The sequence below is a fragment of the Anaerostipes stercorihominis genome (genome assembly GCF_057535655.1).
The window spans coordinates 247,656-263,195 of record NZ_BAAJCL010000003.1; the positions used below are offsets into that span (position 1 = coordinate 247,656).

The following is a 15,540-nucleotide window of genomic DNA, read 5'->3' on the forward strand; positions in this document are numbered from 1 at the left end:
CCTCTTTAAAATTCGGCAAAGACTTTTCTACTGTAAAGGTGCCTTATTCTACAGCCGTTGTAAACGCTTTCCAAGGAATATTCACTTCTGCTCCCTGATTAATAATTGCATCCACATGCATTAATAGTGGGAAATCCTCTAAGGATACAACTCCTCTTTCCGCCAGTTTTCTTACCGCGCGGGCAGTTCTTGTGGCAATCACAATAGATTCCAGGGTAACGCCCTGAAGCTCTTCCATCGCCTCATCGAAGGTTAATCCTCTTCCAAGCAGAGTACCGATCTTTCTGGTTCTTCCTCCAAATACCGTAACATATAAATCTCCTGCACCGTGAATAATATTTTCCGGTCCTCCGTGAATCAGCTCCAACAAATGAATCATCTCTTTTACGCCCTGGCCAAACAATGCTGCCTGAGAGTTATAATGAACTGCGCCGATTTCTCCGTCTCTCTTTTCTGCAAGACCGACTGCCAGAGATACCCCCAATGCATATGCATTTTTCATTGCAACGGCGCATTCCACACCAACCACATCCGTAGAAAGACTGATATGATAATAATCTGTTTCTAAAAGAGATCGAATAAATTTTAATGTTTCCATATCTTTTCCGCAGAATGCCACGTGACTGTCATCGTGGTCTGCCAGTTCATAGCTTGTGCACGGTCCACCGATTGCATTAAAGTTAATATTCTTGCCTTCCGGCTGTCTTTGCGCAAAAATGTGAGGATATGGAACCAGCGTTCCGTCATCTAAATCCACCATTCCTTTGGTTACTGTTAAAAGCGGAACCTCTTCCGGCAGTACCGGGAGGATTTCATCACAAAACCAATCCAGTCCAAAGCTGCTGACTCCGCCGAGAATCAAATCTGCTCCTTCCAAAGCTTCTTCCAATTCTTCAATTTGATAATATTTAATACCATCATGCAGAGTTCTCTTTAAGGTAATATGAAAATTATCCTTTCTTAATCCATCAATAATTTCCCGATCCAAAGGTGATCCCACAAGACGCACCTCATGTCCGTTCTCGAATGCCGGAAATGTGATTGCAGAGTTCATCTGACCTGCACATACAAATGTTATAACGCTCATTTTTATATCCTCCTGATAATTTTTATTATTCTGTCACTTTTTTACAAGCCACTACATCGACGCCCAATCCCAGCACATCAGAGATCACTACATCTCCAATCTGTACCGGCGCCTTCATGGTAACCTTTGTTAACTCTTCCATTATATCATAGATTCTTCCCTTCGGAATATCTCCCGCTGTCTTTACCGGGACTCTTCTGGCTGTCTTTGCATCCACTTTTACCGTAGAAGTAATGACACGGGTAGGATTTACCAGTTCTTTTTCTCCATAAGCAGCTCCTCGCGGGCAGCCGTTTCCGGTCACCTTATATCCATTTTCCTCATCGACCTTCAAATGACATCCTTTCGGACAAACAATACAAATTAATTCTGTCATTCTTATGCACCTACCTTTTCTACAGATACTGTAATTTCTCCGTTTTCAACCTTATCTAAAAATGCTTTTGGAATCACAATCTTTTCCATTTCTCCCGGCGCCATGTGTTCTCTCTTAAACGATGCCAGCTCTTCTCCGTTGGATGTTACTTTGATTTGAACATCTTGGAACACATTTCTTGCCCGGAACATCACTTCCACCATTTTCTCCACATTGGAAGGACGCACTTTCTGAGGCACAATACCATTTACTCCGTCTCCGTTTTTCAGATCTATGCAGGTCTGATCTTTTGTCTCACCGTTTTTCACATATTCCGCAGCACTCTTTCCTGCCTTCTGACTTTCCGCTGTTACAAAATCTACCAAGTCATGAACATGCACTACATTTCCGCTGGCAAATACACCTTCTGCAGAGGTTTCCATATTTTCATAAACAACCGGTCCGCTGGTTGCAGGGTCCATGGCAATTCCCGCTGACCGTGTTAATTCATTTTCCGGTATCAATCCTACAGATAATAACACTGTGTCCACATCAAATTCCATTTCTGTACCTGGAATCGGCTGATTTTTCTCATCTACCTTCTGAACAATGACCTTTTCCACACGCTTATCCCCTTGAATATCCGTAATCGTATGAGAAAGATACAGCGGAATATCATAGTCATTTAAACACTGTACAATATTACGGTTTAATCCGTTGGAGTAAGGGCAAAGCTCTACGCATCCCACAACTTTCGCTCCCTCAAGGCTCATACGTCTTGCCATAATCAATCCGATATCCCCGGAACCGAGAATCAGAACTCTCTTTCCGACCATATATCCCTCGATGTTCACATAGCGCTGTGCCGCACCTGCGGTAAACACTCCAGCCGGACGATCTCCCGGAATTGCAATGGCTCCTCTGGTTCTCTCACGGCATCCCATATTTAAGATAATAGATTTTCCCTCCAGCTTCATATAACCGTTCTTTTTATTCATGGCATGCACACATTTTTCTTTTTCATCTACATCCAGAACCATAGTATCCAACATCACTTCAATGTTGGTTTCATTGAGCATGTCAATGAATTTTCCTGCATATTCCGGACCTGTTAACTCCTCTTTAAAATAGTGAAGTCCGAATCCGTTATGAATACACTGATTTAAGATTCCCCCAAGCTCCTGATCTCTTTCTACAACTAATACTTTTTCGGCGCCGTTTTTGTTCGCTTCCACTGCCGCTGCCAATCCTGCAGGACCCCCGCCGACTACAATCACATCATATTTCATTATCTGGCACCTCCGTCCTTTGTTTCTCCTGTAATAATATCTGTTCCTACACGATCCTGAGGAACCTTCGCCAACGGAATCTTCAGCTCTCGAGCAATAATTTCCTGAACTCTTGGTCCGCAGAAACCTCCCTGGCATCTTCCCATACCTGCGTTGCATCTTCTTTTCACTGCATCAATAGATGTAGCCGGAATCGGCCGGTGCAGTGCGTTGACAATCTCACCTTCTGTAATTGTCTCGCATCGGCAGATAATCTTTCCATACGCCGGATTCTGTTTTACTAATTTTGCACGTTCTTCATGACTCAAATGTTTAAACCGGTCAATTTTTCGCTCATCCGTCACGTGATCTTTTTGTTTCAGTGCAAGCCCGGAAGCCGCAAGCATTTTTACAATATCCAGTGCGACGGCACATGCGGAGGATAATCCGGGAGATTCCATACCGCCAATATTAATAAATCCTTTATTTTTCGGATCCTCATAAATATGGAAATCATGTTCCGCAGTTCTTGCGCGGACTCCTGCAAAGTTTCGGATGGATTCTCTGAAATTAATTCCCGGTACAGACTTCAAAGCCTTTGTTCTTACAAAGTCCAATCCCTGTTTTGTTGTGGAAACATCATCGCCGGCACTTGGCTGTGAATCCGGTCCCACAATCAGATTTCCATGAACGGTCGGAGATACTAAAACACCTTTTCCATTTTCATTCGGACATTGGAAAATCACATGATTGACAAGAGTGCCCTGACTTTTATCCATCAAATAATACTCCCCTTTATTTGGAGTAATCTCAAAGGTCTTTTCATTGCACATTTCATTTACTTTATCTGCAAAAACTCCGGCTGCATTGCAAATATATTTTGCTTCGATCTCACCCTGATTGGTCTGAATCTTATATGTATCATTTTCTTTGTCAATTCCGGTAACTTCTGTATTCAGCTGAATTTCCACTCCATTTAAAACTGCAGTCTCCGCTAACGCAAGCGCCAGCTCCCAAGGACTTACGATTCCAACATTTGGTGAGCTTAAAGCGGCAACCGCTTCTTCTGAAATATTAGGCTCCTCTTTGCGAAGCTTTTCCTGATCCCAGATCTCCATATCCGGAACACCGTTTTGTTTTCCCCGCTCTTTCAACTCCTCCAATGTTTTCTTTTCGTCTTCACTAAAAGCAACGACCAGCGCTCCGATCTGCTGAAATGGAACATCCAGCTTTTTGCATAATTCTTTTGTATACTGATTCCCTTTGATGTTATACTTTGCCATCTTTGTTCCCGGAATCGGATCATATCCTCCGTGAATAATTGCACTGTTTGCTTTTGTTGTTCCCACGGAAACATCATTTTCTTTCTCAATCACAACTGCCTTCACATTATATTTTCCAAGTTCATATGCGATAGAACAGCCTGTGATTCCCGCACCGATTATTGCTACATCATACACTGTTTTGCCCTCCGTTTTCTTTTCGTGTTTGTTTCGTTCTGCCCTAATCTAATCATACTTTTTACCCCTTGTCAAACCTCTCAAACGCCCATTTCATGCGCTTTTCAAAGCTTTTTAATTAATCGTTTTATTTGATTAATTCCCCCTGATTTCTATGTATTTTTTTTCATGCACCGCAAAGTGCCGAATCCCTTGAATTTCCAATTAATCATTTGTATAATATTAATAATCAAAGAAATAATTCAATTAACGCTTTGAAGTAATCAAAATATTTTTTTGATTGATATAGCTTTTCACCGGCAGAGCTGTGCTTAGAAAAATATGACGGCTTATAACAGAAATGAGGTTTGATTTTATGGGAAAACGAAATAAAGTTACGACAAGAGATGTGGCAGAATATACCGGAGTATCACAATCCACCGTTTCTATGATTTTAAGCAATAAACCACACGTATCTTTTTCAAAGGAAACCATTGAGAAAGTAAAACAAGGCGCCAAAGAGCTGGGCTATAAAAAGCCCATTGCCGGCGCCAAAAAAAAGGAGCGTGCACTGTCTAAAAGTATCATTGTCATCTGTCCCCTTCTCTCCAATGGATACTACTCCATGATCATTCATTCCATTACAGAACGCGCCAGAGATTACGGATATACGGTTTTTACGGTTAATACTCTGCGGGATGTCTCTCAGGAGGAGCTTTATTTAAACCTTTTATCCGGGTTTGAGCTTGCCGGGGTAATTTCTTTGTATCCCCCGACCAAAATTACACAAGCCAACGCTTTATCCAAGCAGGTTCCCGTAGTCTCCATCGGAGATAAGCCGGATGCCTGCCGCTTCGATGCGGTAGAGTTGGACAGCAAAAAACCGGGATACATGCTGGCAGAACATTTAATTTCCTTGGGGCATCAGCATATTACTTACATATCAACGCCGATTCGACCAAAAGAAGTCGGTAGAATCCATCGTCTGGACGGCCTTCGCTCCTGCTTTAAAGACCACGGTCTGGACCCGGAACAAATTAAAGTAAAATCTCCGACACTGGCAGCATACGGACGTTATCCGGCTGACAACTCAGAATATCAAAACGGATACGACCTTGCGACACAGGAACTAGAGCAGCATACTTCTTCTACTGCCTTTGTGGGAAATAATGATATGACTGCTTTTGGAATTATGGCCGCCATCTCCGATTACGGCTGCAGGGTTCCCAATGATTATTCTGTCTGCGGCTTTGACAATATCGCCCTGTCTTCTATGCCTCAGATTTCGCTGACAACCATTGAACATGCATCTCTTTATAAAGGACAGGAGGCCGTGGATATTATTTACAGAAAAAATGCTCAAAAGAGCACCTCTTCCAAACATCACTATATTATGCGGATGGAATATGAGCCGGAGTTAATTGTCAGAAACTCCACCGGCAAAGCAAAGCTCTTGCTATAGAATCATCAGAATTTCCAAAAGACACATTCCGGGATTGTAAGCGGCGCCAAGGTTGCATAAAAATTCCCCCTTTCCATGACCGGCTTTCACCGGACCTGGAAAGGGGGAAAATAAGTGATACCTGAAATTAAACCTGTAAAAATAATTCTAGGATTTTAAGGATTTCTTCTTGGTCTTACTGTATGCGCCGAATACTTTTTTTCCTGCGGAATCTATCGCATAGGCTTTGACTTTGATATAATATTTCTTATTCTTACTCAGTCGTTTTAAGACCGTTCCCGCAGATGTTGTATAAAGATATTTTGCTTTTTTATACTTCTTATTGGACGCATATTTGATCACATATCCTTTCGCATGAGAAACCTTTTTCACACGAACATAGACCTGTGTTTTTCCAAGTTTCGTAAGGCTTTTTAACGTTGGTTTTCCAACGCGGATTTTGCTCCATTTTGCATAAACCGTATAATTTTTTGCCATACCTTTTTTCACTGACTTGATCGGATGTTTCCACTTGCTGTCGGTATACCATCCCTGGAAGGCATATCCCTTTCTGGTTGGATTTTTCAGGGTAACCGACTGATTATAATATGCTGTGGGATTTGTTTTGGCATTGGTTCCTTTATTGAGCACATAACGAATTTCATAAGGTATGGTTACCTTACAGGAAGCGGATGAAACACTTCCGTCCTTTGCCGATGCTGTGATTACCGCACTTCCGTTTCCTTTTGCTGTAACAATTCCATTGGCGTCTACCACCGCTGCCTTTTCATTGGATGATTTCCATGTCACAGCATTTGCCGCTGCCTTCTCACCATCTAATTTCGCAGTCAGCGCCACTTTTTTATTTCTCGCAAGGGTGATACTTGTTTTATCAAGAGTTACCTTTGTCTGCGCCTGTCCCTGTTTATTTTCAAGATCAGAGTATACCTCGTCTCCGTTTTCCATACCAAGCATAATTTCATTAATTTTAACCTTTGAAGACGCTGTTTTTTCAAAATGAAGGACTGCCATCTGTGTTGGCTGCTCTTCGTAAGAAAGTGTAATATACTGCTTTCCATTTTTTTCTACATTTCTCACAACACTTGCGCCATCCGGAACCTGAATGCTTTTTACCTTATTTCCATCCAGATCTACAACCAAATCTGCAGCTCTTGTTTTCTGCTTTTGATTACTCAAAGATACTACCGCATTTTTGCCCTGACGTTCAAACGTAACCTTCTCTACCTCTCTTTTTTTCTTTGACATTTGTTCCTGTCTTAAGAATGCACTCTGGTCAAAAACTTTTCCTGTCATAGAAGAAGGCTTCTCAATCCGAAGAGCATTCAGTACCAGCGGAGAAATATCTGCATTGGTTCCTCCGGATAATTTTTTGCCGGAATCTACGGTCTGTCCGCCGATTCCAATGAAAATATCCATATTGGAAGGATCCAGGGAGCCATGATTGGTTCCGCTTCCTCCGTGATCTGCATTGGTCACAATCAGCGTATCATCCTCGTGTCCGGATTCTTTTAATGCATCCATGACGGCTTTGTAAAAGTCGTCATACTGAGCAAGTTCAGACCAGTATTTGTCATTATAGTATCCGGTACTATGGCCCACATGATCCATCCAGTCGCTTTGCATATAAACAAGCGCCGTCTTCTCAAAATCAGAACTTTGAATATATTTTGCAACATCATAGAAGCTTTGTTTGGATGCGGAGCCTTTGCCGATCACTGCAGCATCCGGTTCTATAATACCGTTTAAAATCTCCGTCCATTCAGCAAATGCTGCCATCTCCCGCTGCGGATATGCTTTTTGAATTGCTCGAAATACAGACGGATATTTTGCTTGGGATTTTCCGTAGTCTGCATAATATTTTTGTCCTGCAATCGTATTAGTTACCTGATATTCCGAAGGTACATCTCCCCATGGCACCCCATGAAGGATAGAACTGTAATTTTGTGCTGAAATAGAAGGAGTCACTGACTGTGCTGTATAACTGGCTGCAAACTGCTGATTGATCAAGTTCATTGCATAGGTATTTTTCCGCTTTGCCATAATGGACGGGTCAGAGGTCTTCTTTGGCAGCTGACTGTTGGAGGTGGTGTAATAAATTTCATCAGGATTCCAAATCTGTCCGCCCCCGTCCACAGTGAGCACGACTGCGTGTTTATACGGATAAATTGCTGCCTTTTGGGCAATCGCTGTTTTCTGAGACTCCGTTTTTGCCAGTGCAATATCCCCTGCTCCTATCACGCCGTCTCCGTTTAAATCCATTGCATCTTTATCATAGATCGTCACAGTTTTTTTTGCATCTGCTGTCTGCGCATCCTCGGTAACCTCAAGATCCCCGGTGTACGCTCTGAAATTTGATGTTGTAAATTCAGCTTTGCGATTTCCCTTCACACCTCTTGTCCTGAAATTCAGTTTTCCAAGTCTTGTGGTACGAAACTCATTGACTTTATCCGCCGCCAATTCTTTATTTACTGTCACAGACAATTTCCCTTCGGTGTCATTGTCAATGGTCACACCGCTCATCTTATGCTGGACACCGGCATACGTTACGCAGGATGGATCATAATTCACATCAAAGGTAATTTTATTGATTGTGCTGACATCTTCTGTATTTGCATGAAGGTTTACATTCATCTGAGCTGATTCTGCCGCAGTGTCAGACGCAACCAGATTTAAATTGACTTTGGAAACACCGGTCTGGTCAAGATCCGCACCTTCAAAGGCTTTGTCATTAAGCTCTTTCACCTGCTCGTCACTTAAAGCAGCGCTGTATAATCTTGCAAAGCTTACGGAACCTTTTGCAAAATATTCTGCGCCTCCGCTACTGCTGCTGTCTGCTCCAATCAGAAAGTTCCTTGCCGCTTCCGTAGAAGTAAACTTAATTCCTTCGCTCGGAGCCGTTACCGTTGCTTTTCGTTCTCCGTTTACATAAAGCTTTACAGAAGTACCCTCAACGACTCCCACTGCATGCACCCACTGTCCGGCTTTTATTTTGGCAGTGGGCTGGCGGTACCCGCCGCCCACATGTGCAAAAAAGGTTAATGTGCCGTTATCCAGCCCCAGACCGAGACCGCCGCTTTGCTGATTTGAGAAAATATCAGATTCTCCCGACGGAAGACTGTTATACTTAAACATACACTCAATGGTGGCGTTCTGCGTCATTTTTCCATACTTCGCAGCGTCAAACCCGTACTTATATGCAGAGTTTCCGTCAAACACTGCAATCTTTTTATGCAATTCACTGCTTTCCTTAATTTCCGGGCTTCCCACAACGGTATAGGTATTCGCCGTCTCCGATGTATCCTTCGCTGTTCCGTCTGCAAAGTCTACATCCATGACATCAGCCTTTGGAATCACAGTCTTCTCCTCTTTCTTTTGCTTCACAGCCGCCGCTGATACAGTCCTTGCCGGAACTGCCGACTGTATCGCCGGGGTTCCTCCCAGCATCCCCATCATAGCTAACACCAATATTTTGCTGACCATCCTTTTTCTCATGTCTTCTCCTTTTCTTCATATCCTGTCTGAATCTTATAAAGATTTTCTTAACGCTGTCTGAATACATGTTTCATTATAGCGGCCTTTTTTTGAAAAACATCATGGAAACATCATGGGCTTGTAACGTCCATGTAAACTTTACTTTCCTTTCACCAATTCTTCATGTAACAAAATTACACAGCTCAGCGAAAGCGTCCTCTTCTTCCCTGAATTTCAGCGCCTGCCGTTAACCTTGTTCCGCCCTTTTGACGTTTGTAATTTTCTTACACCAAGACAGCAGAATTTTCCATTGTTTTTCGGGTGTGTAAAGTATTTTACATTTTCTTTCTTTGGGTTAATTCTTTGTTAAAACATCTTAAATTTCAGCCCGAAACAAAATTTTGTCACAGTGGTCTCTGAAAAATATGACATTAATGTGCATTGATTTTCATACAAATTTTACGTTATCATAAATCCATACTTCAAGAGCGTTCATAAACTTACAGCCTTGCAGGCTGATAAAATTCGCTCCATCAGGTATTATAAACGTTTATAAGCAACAGAAAGGAAGGGCGCATGGCCGGCAAACTTCTCACCGATGAATTTCAAAAAAACATTTGTCTGAATTTTTCATGTCAGACACCGGAAGAAGCAATTTATAAAGCTGGAGATCTTTTAGAGCAAAACCGGTACATTCAGAAGGAATATATTCATGGCATGCTAAAAAGAGAACAGGAACATTCTACATACATTGGACTTGGAGTTATGATTCCCCACGGAACAGAAGATTCGCTTTGTTATGTTCTCCATCCCGGAATCAGTATCGTCAAGCTCTCCAATGGCATTTGCTATCAGGGTGAAACTGTCAAACTTGTCATTGGAATTTCCGGTCGGGAGGATGATCCTCTTCAAGAATTAATGCAGGTTACAGATATCCTGCTCAATCCTCTGAAAAGACAGCAATTTCTAAATGCTTCTTCCAAACAGAAATTTATCGATATGATTAATGAAAACTATATGGAAAAAGGAGAGCTATAAAATGACAGAAAAAACTAGTATTTCTCAGAAACTCCAAAAATTTGGCGCTTTTCTTGCCGGAATGGTTATCCCAAATATCGGAGCTTTTATCGGATTCGGATTAATTACCGCATTTTTCCTTGAAACAGGATGGACCCCCAATGCCAAACTGGCAAAATTAATTACCCCGATCTTAAACTCCCTGCTACCGATTTTGATCGGACATACAGGCGGTAAAATGACCGGCGGCGACCGAGGCGGCGTTATCGGTGCTTTGGTTACAATGGGTGCGATTGTTGCAGTTGACGGAACTCCAATGTTCTTAGCCGCTATGATTCTTGGTCCAGTCTCCGGATGGTGCATCAAGAAATTTGATCAGGCAGTAGACGGGAAAATCCCTTCTGGATTTGAAATGATCGTTAACAATTTCTCACTTGGTATTATCGGAGCCATTCTTTGCTGTATCGCAATGTTGGTATTCGGACCGGTAATGGAAACTGTTACCTCTGTTTTAACAGGCGGTGTTAACTGGATTGTTGATCATAATGCATTACCACTCTCTGCAATCTTTGTAGAACCGGCAAAGGTACTGTTCTTAAATAATGCCTTAGATCACGGTATTTTCGGACCAATCGGTTACGAGCAGGTAAAAACGCTCGGTCATTCTGCACTGTTTATGCTTGTGCCAAACCCGGGTGCCGGTCTTGGATTATTACTGGCTTACTGGTTCTTTGGGAAGGGAGAAATGAAGGAAGCCGCTCCGGGAATGATTCTAATTCATTTCTTCGGTGGAATCCATGAGGTTTATTTCCCTTATGTACTTGCCAACCCACTGACCATCATAGGTATGATCGGCGGAGGAATTGTCGGAACCGGAACCTTAACCGTCTTAAATGCCGGAACTGTTGCAACGCCTTCTCCGGGAAGTATTTTCTCCGTACTTGCTCTGTCACCAAAAAGCTGTATGCTCGGTGTCATCTTAAGCGTTGTATTGTCCTGTGCGGTATCTTTTGTATTAAATGCATTTTTTGTAAAACGTATGGTTTCCAAAGGCGGAGATACTTCTCTCGGAGAGTCTGTCATCCCAAAAGAAGCTATGGGAAATTCAGGCAGTACCAAAAACGAGTCTGCCGCTGCAACAAATGACAGCAGTCTCGGAGTTGCCGGTGTGGACATTAAAAAGATTAAGAAAATTGTCGTTGCATGCGACGCCGGTATGGGCTCTTCTGCAATGTCCGCCGCTGCTTTAAAGAAAAAAGTAAAAGCTGCAGACCTGCCGATTGAAGTTATCAATACTGCAATTTCAAAAATTCCGGAAGATGCGGATCTGGTCATTACACATGTTGAACTTACCGGAACTGCAAAGGCGGCACAGCCGAAGAAACAGCATTTATCGATCTCAAATTATTTGAAGGCTCCGGAATATGACGAACTGGTGGAACGCTTCAAAAACGAACTTTAAGATCGTTATAACTTTCAAAGACTAAGAATTTTTATTCTTAGTCTTTGGCAACTCTTTGAAAAGGAAAAAATTTATGAAAGCAGTTATCTATGGCGCCGGAAGCATTGGCCGAGGCTTTATCGGAGCATTATTTTCAGAAATCGGCTATGATGTTACTTTCATTGATGTAAACGACGATGTCATTCATACAATCAATATAGAAAAAAAATATCCCCAAATTATAATGAATCCGGAACAATCCATTCACTGGATTCAAAACGTTCGGGCTGTTGACGGCAAGAATGTGCAGGCGGCCGCCTGTGAAATCGCTGATGCCGATATCATCGCTACATCTGTCGGAGCCTCTGTTCTTCCAAAAATTGCCCCGGTTCTCGCACAGGGACTTATCCAAAGATGGGACAAAGATCCATCCGCCATTGTGAATCTTCTGATTTGTGAGAATCTGATGGATGCAGATGTATTGCTACGGCAAGATCTTCTGAATGCTCTTCCTGACAAATATCATCCGCTGCTGAAAGAAAACCTGGGGCTCGTAGAAACGTCCATCGGACGCATGGTTCCTCCATCGGATCCTGCCTCCATCTCCAACCGGGAGCACCCTTTGGCCGTCCGGGTAGAGCCTTATGATTTCCTGCCAATTGATCAATCCGCTTTTAAAGGCGCACTGCCAAACTGCAAAAAAATCATTCCGTACGAACCTTTTCACTACTACTTAGAACGAAAATTGTATCTTCACAATATGGCACATCTTACCACCGCTTTTCTTGGTCAGCGGGAAGGAGTGTCTTATATTCATGAAGCTGCCCAAAATCCTGCAATTCAAAAAATTGTTCAGGGGTGCATGACAGAAAGCGCTCTCATGCTTGCACGAAGGTATAACATTGATTTTATTGATTTACAGGCACATATGGAAGATCTGCTGTATCGTTTTCAAAATCCGTATCTCAAAGATACCATACAAAGAGTCGCAAGAGAACCTCTGCGCAAATTACAGCCTTCTGACCGTCTGGTGGGCGCTGCAAGAAGCTGTGAGAAAGAAAACATCTCTCCTGTTTATCTTTCCTTTGCCATTGCCCTTGCACTTTCCTTCATGAAGGATCAAAATCCTCAGCAGCTTTTGGAAGCAACATGTAAAATTTATAAAAATGAACAACTTTTTGAGCACATTCTTTATTTTTATGATAAAGTTACAAATGAACAATTATCTCTGAACAATTTAATCTATGAACTCACAGCGTATCAAGCAAAGCTTCGAGGGATGATTGTATAATAAAAAATGAAAGAACAGGTGTATATGTATATTTCTGACCGCTCCAAAGCTATAATTGAATATTTGATGAATGCCAATGGACCACTGACAATCTCCGACTTGGCAAAAAACCTTCAAGTCACTGAGCGGACGATTTACCGTCAAATGCCGGAGGTCACAGACATCATTGAATCCTTTGATTTAACACTGGATCATTCCTCCGGAAGAGGCATGATGATTTTTGGTTCTCTCTACAATATCAAAAGACTGAGCCAAGCCTTTGAAGATGTAAAAAGCGAACAGATTTATTCTGGAAAAGAACGCGTAGATCTTATGCTCCTTATGCTCATTAACGAAGATGATTATATGAAAACCAAGGCCCTTGCCATCGACTTAAATACCTCTGCCCAGACCATCCGAAATGATTATCATATTTTAAAGGAAAAAATTCGTACCCATGATGTTGCATTTGAAACTAAGAAAAGTTATGGCGTGCGGCTTTCAGGAAATGAAATCCCCAAACGGCATTTATTTGTGAATGTCCTTTTGGAAAATATATCTCCGGATAATTTCTTTGGCTGGATGAAAAATGAAAAACATCATTCCAATTTTCTGATTGAATTTTTAAACCGATGGGGCTTTGAAGAGCCTCTGCGAATTTTATATCAAAAAGTTCGCTCAGTAATACATCAACGGCATATTAATATTTCCGATCAGGAGCTTCAGGAGTTTCTTCTCCTGATTTCCATTTTTATAAAACGGCATCCGCTGACGCAAAATCAAACCAATATTCTTCAGCTGAATATTTCCCTGGATTATCAGGATTACGAGCAGGAATTTCAAACAGATATTTTGAGTATTTTAAAGAATGATTTTGAAATCGCACTTTATGACAGTGAGAAGGAGTATTTCCAATGGATGATCCATCTTTATGTGGGACGAACACATTATGAACGCCATCAGCAAGTCAGTGTATTCCAAAGCCTTGATAAAATCAGTTGTCTCATTGGAGATGTTGAAACAAAATTCCGCTTTCCATTCAGCCACGATAAAAACCTTGCAGAAAACTTGCTTCTTCACATCAGCATGGCAATGGAGCGAATTCAAAGCGGTATTAACGTTACCAACCCTATGTTAGATGAAATTTATCAATCCAATCCAAAGCTTTATGAAATTGTGAAACAAAGCTTTCTGGAAATCTTTCACTCGATTTCCATTCCGGAAGACGAAGTGGGATATATTGTAATCTATTTTATCGCTTCCATGGATTATTTAAGCAAGCGCTCGATTTCAGTGCTTGTTGTATGCTCCACCGGAATCGGCTCCTCCAAAATGCTGCGCAGCCGCCTGGAACGGGAATTTTCAGAAATTGATGTAAAAAAAATTATTTCTCTTCATAAGCTGCACGACGAAACTTTGGAAGATTATGATTTTATCATTTCAACCGTTCCATTGGATCTGGATGAATCCAAATATTTATGTGTTTCTCCCTTGCTCAATGAAAAAGAAAAGGCAGAGACCCGACGAAGACTTGAAATTTTAAACCGAAAAGGAGACTATTATGAACGAAATTTTTAACGAAAACAACATTGTACTAAATGTTTCTCTAAAGGAGAAGGCCGATGCGATTCAGAAAGCCGGTGAAGTATTATTCGAGCAAGGCTATGTGGCTTTGGAATACATTTCCTGTATGCATCAGCGCGAAAGGGTGATTTCCACCTATGTGGGAAATAACGTTGGAATCCCTCACGGCATCGACGGTTCGGAACAATACATAAAAAAATCCGGAATTTCACTGCTTCAAGTTCCGGAGGGCGTAATGTACGGCGAGGAACCTGCTTACATTGTCATGGGGATTGCCGGAAAAGACGGTACCCATCTGGATATCCTTACACAACTTGCAGAAATCATTTGTGAAGAAGAAAATATTGAAAAAATGCGCCGTGCCAAAACAAAACAGGAAATTTTAGATATTATTGGCAATTTGGAAGTCTAAAGATCTGCACATGTTGTCTGAGACTGGATTCATAGTATTTACTTTCCATAAAGACGTTTTTTGATATGAATCAAAAAACGTCTTTGTTTGATTTTCTCTCTTTTTTTCTAAGATTGCTTCCTCTGCTTCATTCGTTTTATCACCTTTAATCTTGTAAACTCTTCCCTTTCCTTTTCTTCCAGCTCATTGGAAATCTTATACACCAATGCCGTATAGGTGGGAATGGTAATGTTTTTCAGCGCATTGGCTCTCTTTTGTGTCTTTTTAATGCTGGTCGCCAGACGATACGCGGCATTTTCCACCATAGAAAGTTTAATTGTCAAATCTTTAACCTGACGGAATGCCTCTCTTGCAATGTCCATGGACTCCAGGGTTCCGTCCATCGGATAGGTAAGCTTATTTTCCCCGGCATCATATTTTACATGAGGAATTTCTGTTCCCATAATACTTCGCGTCTGTATCTGTATTGAATCCTCTATGGGCACTGTGTAAGCCAACTGCTCCACTTTACTGATCCCATGCTGGATATTCGCCCTTTGCAGACAGGCGTAGGCTCTTGTAAACGTAAGGTCAATCTGCTCTTGAATCCCTTTTGCTTCGTCAATGAGCTCCATAAGCTCACGAATCAAAATATTCCGTTTTTTATCCATCAAATCATAACCTTGTCTGGCAAGATTCAGAGAATTTTTTGCAAGAATTAAATTTCCTTTGGTTGGGAACTCTCTTGGATCCAT

General features: G+C 41.8%; 12 protein-coding genes. 6 read left to right on the plus strand and 6 right to left on the minus strand.

Annotated features, from left to right (window positions below; genetic code table 11):
* Positions 1-43: 43 nt before the first annotated feature.
* Genes AC27EF_RS05055 through AC27EF_RS05070 form a run of 4 tightly spaced genes read right to left on the minus strand, consistent with a single transcriptional unit; the run spans position 44 to position 4,170 of the window.
* A complete protein-coding gene (locus tag AC27EF_RS05055; RefSeq protein ID WP_487109340.1) occupies positions 44-1,087 on the minus strand; it encodes a glycerol-3-phosphate dehydrogenase in 1,044 nt (347 codons plus the stop codon).
* Positions 1,088-1,112: 25 nt separating this feature from the next.
* Entirely contained in the window at positions 1,113-1,463 is a 351-nt protein-coding gene (locus tag AC27EF_RS05060; RefSeq protein WP_487109342.1) for a DUF1667 domain-containing protein, read from the minus strand.
* Positions 1,464-1,465: 2 nt separating this feature from the next.
* Positions 1,466-2,731, minus strand: coding sequence for an NAD(P)/FAD-dependent oxidoreductase (locus AC27EF_RS05065; RefSeq protein ID WP_487109343.1), 1,266 nt, complete (start codon positions 2,729-2,731; stop codon positions 1,466-1,468).
* Positions 2,731-4,170, minus strand: coding sequence for an NAD(P)/FAD-dependent oxidoreductase (locus AC27EF_RS05070; protein WP_487109345.1), 1,440 nt, complete (start codon positions 4,168-4,170; stop codon positions 2,731-2,733). Before AC27EF_RS05070 ends, AC27EF_RS05065 begins: the two co-directional genes overlap by 1 nt.
* A gap of 355 nt (positions 4,171-4,525) precedes the next feature.
* Between AC27EF_RS05070 and AC27EF_RS05075 the strand changes: the two genes are divergently transcribed.
* Entirely contained in the window at positions 4,526-5,611 is a 1,086-nt protein-coding gene (locus tag AC27EF_RS05075) for a LacI family DNA-binding transcriptional regulator (protein ID WP_487109346.1), read from the plus strand.
* 147 nt (positions 5,612-5,758) lie between these two features.
* Here the strand turns inward: AC27EF_RS05075 and AC27EF_RS05080 are convergent, their stop codons facing one another.
* Positions 5,759-9,103: a LamG-like jellyroll fold domain-containing protein gene (locus AC27EF_RS05080; RefSeq protein ID WP_487109347.1), complete on the minus strand. Its 3,345-nt coding sequence runs from the start codon at positions 9,101-9,103 to the stop codon at positions 5,759-5,761.
* Positions 9,104-9,658: 555 nt separating this feature from the next.
* On the opposite strand from AC27EF_RS05080, the gene AC27EF_RS05085 reads away from it, so the two are divergent.
* From AC27EF_RS05085 to AC27EF_RS05105, 5 genes are all read left to right on the plus strand, one after another.
* Positions 9,659-10,120 carry a PTS mannitol transporter subunit IIA gene (locus AC27EF_RS05085; RefSeq protein WP_487109348.1) on the plus strand — a complete coding sequence of 154 codons (462 nt, stop codon included), beginning with the start codon at positions 9,659-9,661 and terminating at the stop codon, positions 10,118-10,120.
* Position 10,121: 1 nt separating this feature from the next.
* Complete coding sequence (locus AC27EF_RS05090; RefSeq protein WP_487109350.1) at positions 10,122-11,561, plus strand: PTS mannitol transporter subunit IIBC; 1,440 nt, start codon at positions 10,122-10,124, stop codon at positions 11,559-11,561.
* A 73-nt stretch (positions 11,562-11,634) separates the two neighbouring features.
* Positions 11,635-12,831: a mannitol dehydrogenase family protein gene (locus AC27EF_RS05095; RefSeq protein ID WP_487109351.1), complete on the plus strand. Its 1,197-nt coding sequence runs from the start codon at positions 11,635-11,637 to the stop codon at positions 12,829-12,831.
* Positions 12,832-12,855: 24 nt separating this feature from the next.
* Positions 12,856-14,388: a BglG family transcription antiterminator gene (locus tag AC27EF_RS05100; protein WP_487109426.1), complete on the plus strand. Its 1,533-nt coding sequence runs from the start codon at positions 12,856-12,858 to the stop codon at positions 14,386-14,388.
* Positions 14,372-14,806 (plus strand): PTS mannitol transporter subunit IIA, encoded by a 435-nt coding sequence (locus AC27EF_RS05105; RefSeq protein ID WP_487109353.1) that lies wholly within the window; start codon positions 14,372-14,374, stop codon positions 14,804-14,806. The genes AC27EF_RS05100 and AC27EF_RS05105 overlap by 17 nt, the downstream gene beginning before the upstream one ends.
* Positions 14,807-14,913: 107 nt before the next feature.
* Here the strand turns inward: AC27EF_RS05105 and AC27EF_RS05110 are convergent, their stop codons facing one another.
* Positions 14,914-15,540, minus strand: coding sequence for a V-type ATP synthase subunit D (locus AC27EF_RS05110; protein WP_487109354.1), 627 nt, complete (start codon positions 15,538-15,540; stop codon positions 14,914-14,916).

What these genes read in the sequence shown, in the direction of transcription:
- AC27EF_RS05090 (WP_487109350.1), top strand. Translation starts at nt 10,122, where the DNA reads ATGACAGAAAAAACTAGTATTTCTCAGAAACTCCAAAAATTTGGCGCT.
- AC27EF_RS05085 (WP_487109348.1), top strand. Translation starts at nt 9,659, where the DNA reads ATGGCCGGCAAACTTCTCACCGATGAATTTCAAAAAAACATTTGTCTG.
- AC27EF_RS05095 (WP_487109351.1), top strand. Translation starts at nt 11,635, where the DNA reads ATGAAAGCAGTTATCTATGGCGCCGGAAGCATTGGCCGAGGCTTTATC.
- AC27EF_RS05065 (WP_487109343.1), bottom strand. Translation starts at nt 2,731, where the DNA reads ATGAAATATGATGTGATTGTAGTCGGCGGGGGTCCTGCAGGATTGGCA.
- AC27EF_RS05060 (WP_487109342.1), bottom strand. Translation starts at nt 1,463, where the DNA reads ATGACAGAATTAATTTGTATTGTTTGTCCGAAAGGATGTCATTTGAAG.
- AC27EF_RS05080 (WP_487109347.1), bottom strand. Translation starts at nt 9,103, where the DNA reads ATGAGAAAAAGGATGGTCAGCAAAATATTGGTGTTAGCTATGATGGGG.
- AC27EF_RS05055 (WP_487109340.1), bottom strand. Translation starts at nt 1,087, where the DNA reads ATGAGCGTTATAACATTTGTATGTGCAGGTCAGATGAACTCTGCAATC.
- AC27EF_RS05075 (WP_487109346.1), top strand. Translation starts at nt 4,526, where the DNA reads ATGGGAAAACGAAATAAAGTTACGACAAGAGATGTGGCAGAATATACC.
- AC27EF_RS05110 (WP_487109354.1), bottom strand. Translation starts at nt 15,540, where the DNA reads ATGGATCCAAGAGAGTTCCCAACCAAAGGAAATTTAATTCTTGCAAAA.
- AC27EF_RS05105 (WP_487109353.1), top strand. Translation starts at nt 14,372, where the DNA reads ATGAACGAAATTTTTAACGAAAACAACATTGTACTAAATGTTTCTCTA.
- AC27EF_RS05100 (WP_487109426.1), top strand. Translation starts at nt 12,856, where the DNA reads ATGTATATTTCTGACCGCTCCAAAGCTATAATTGAATATTTGATGAAT.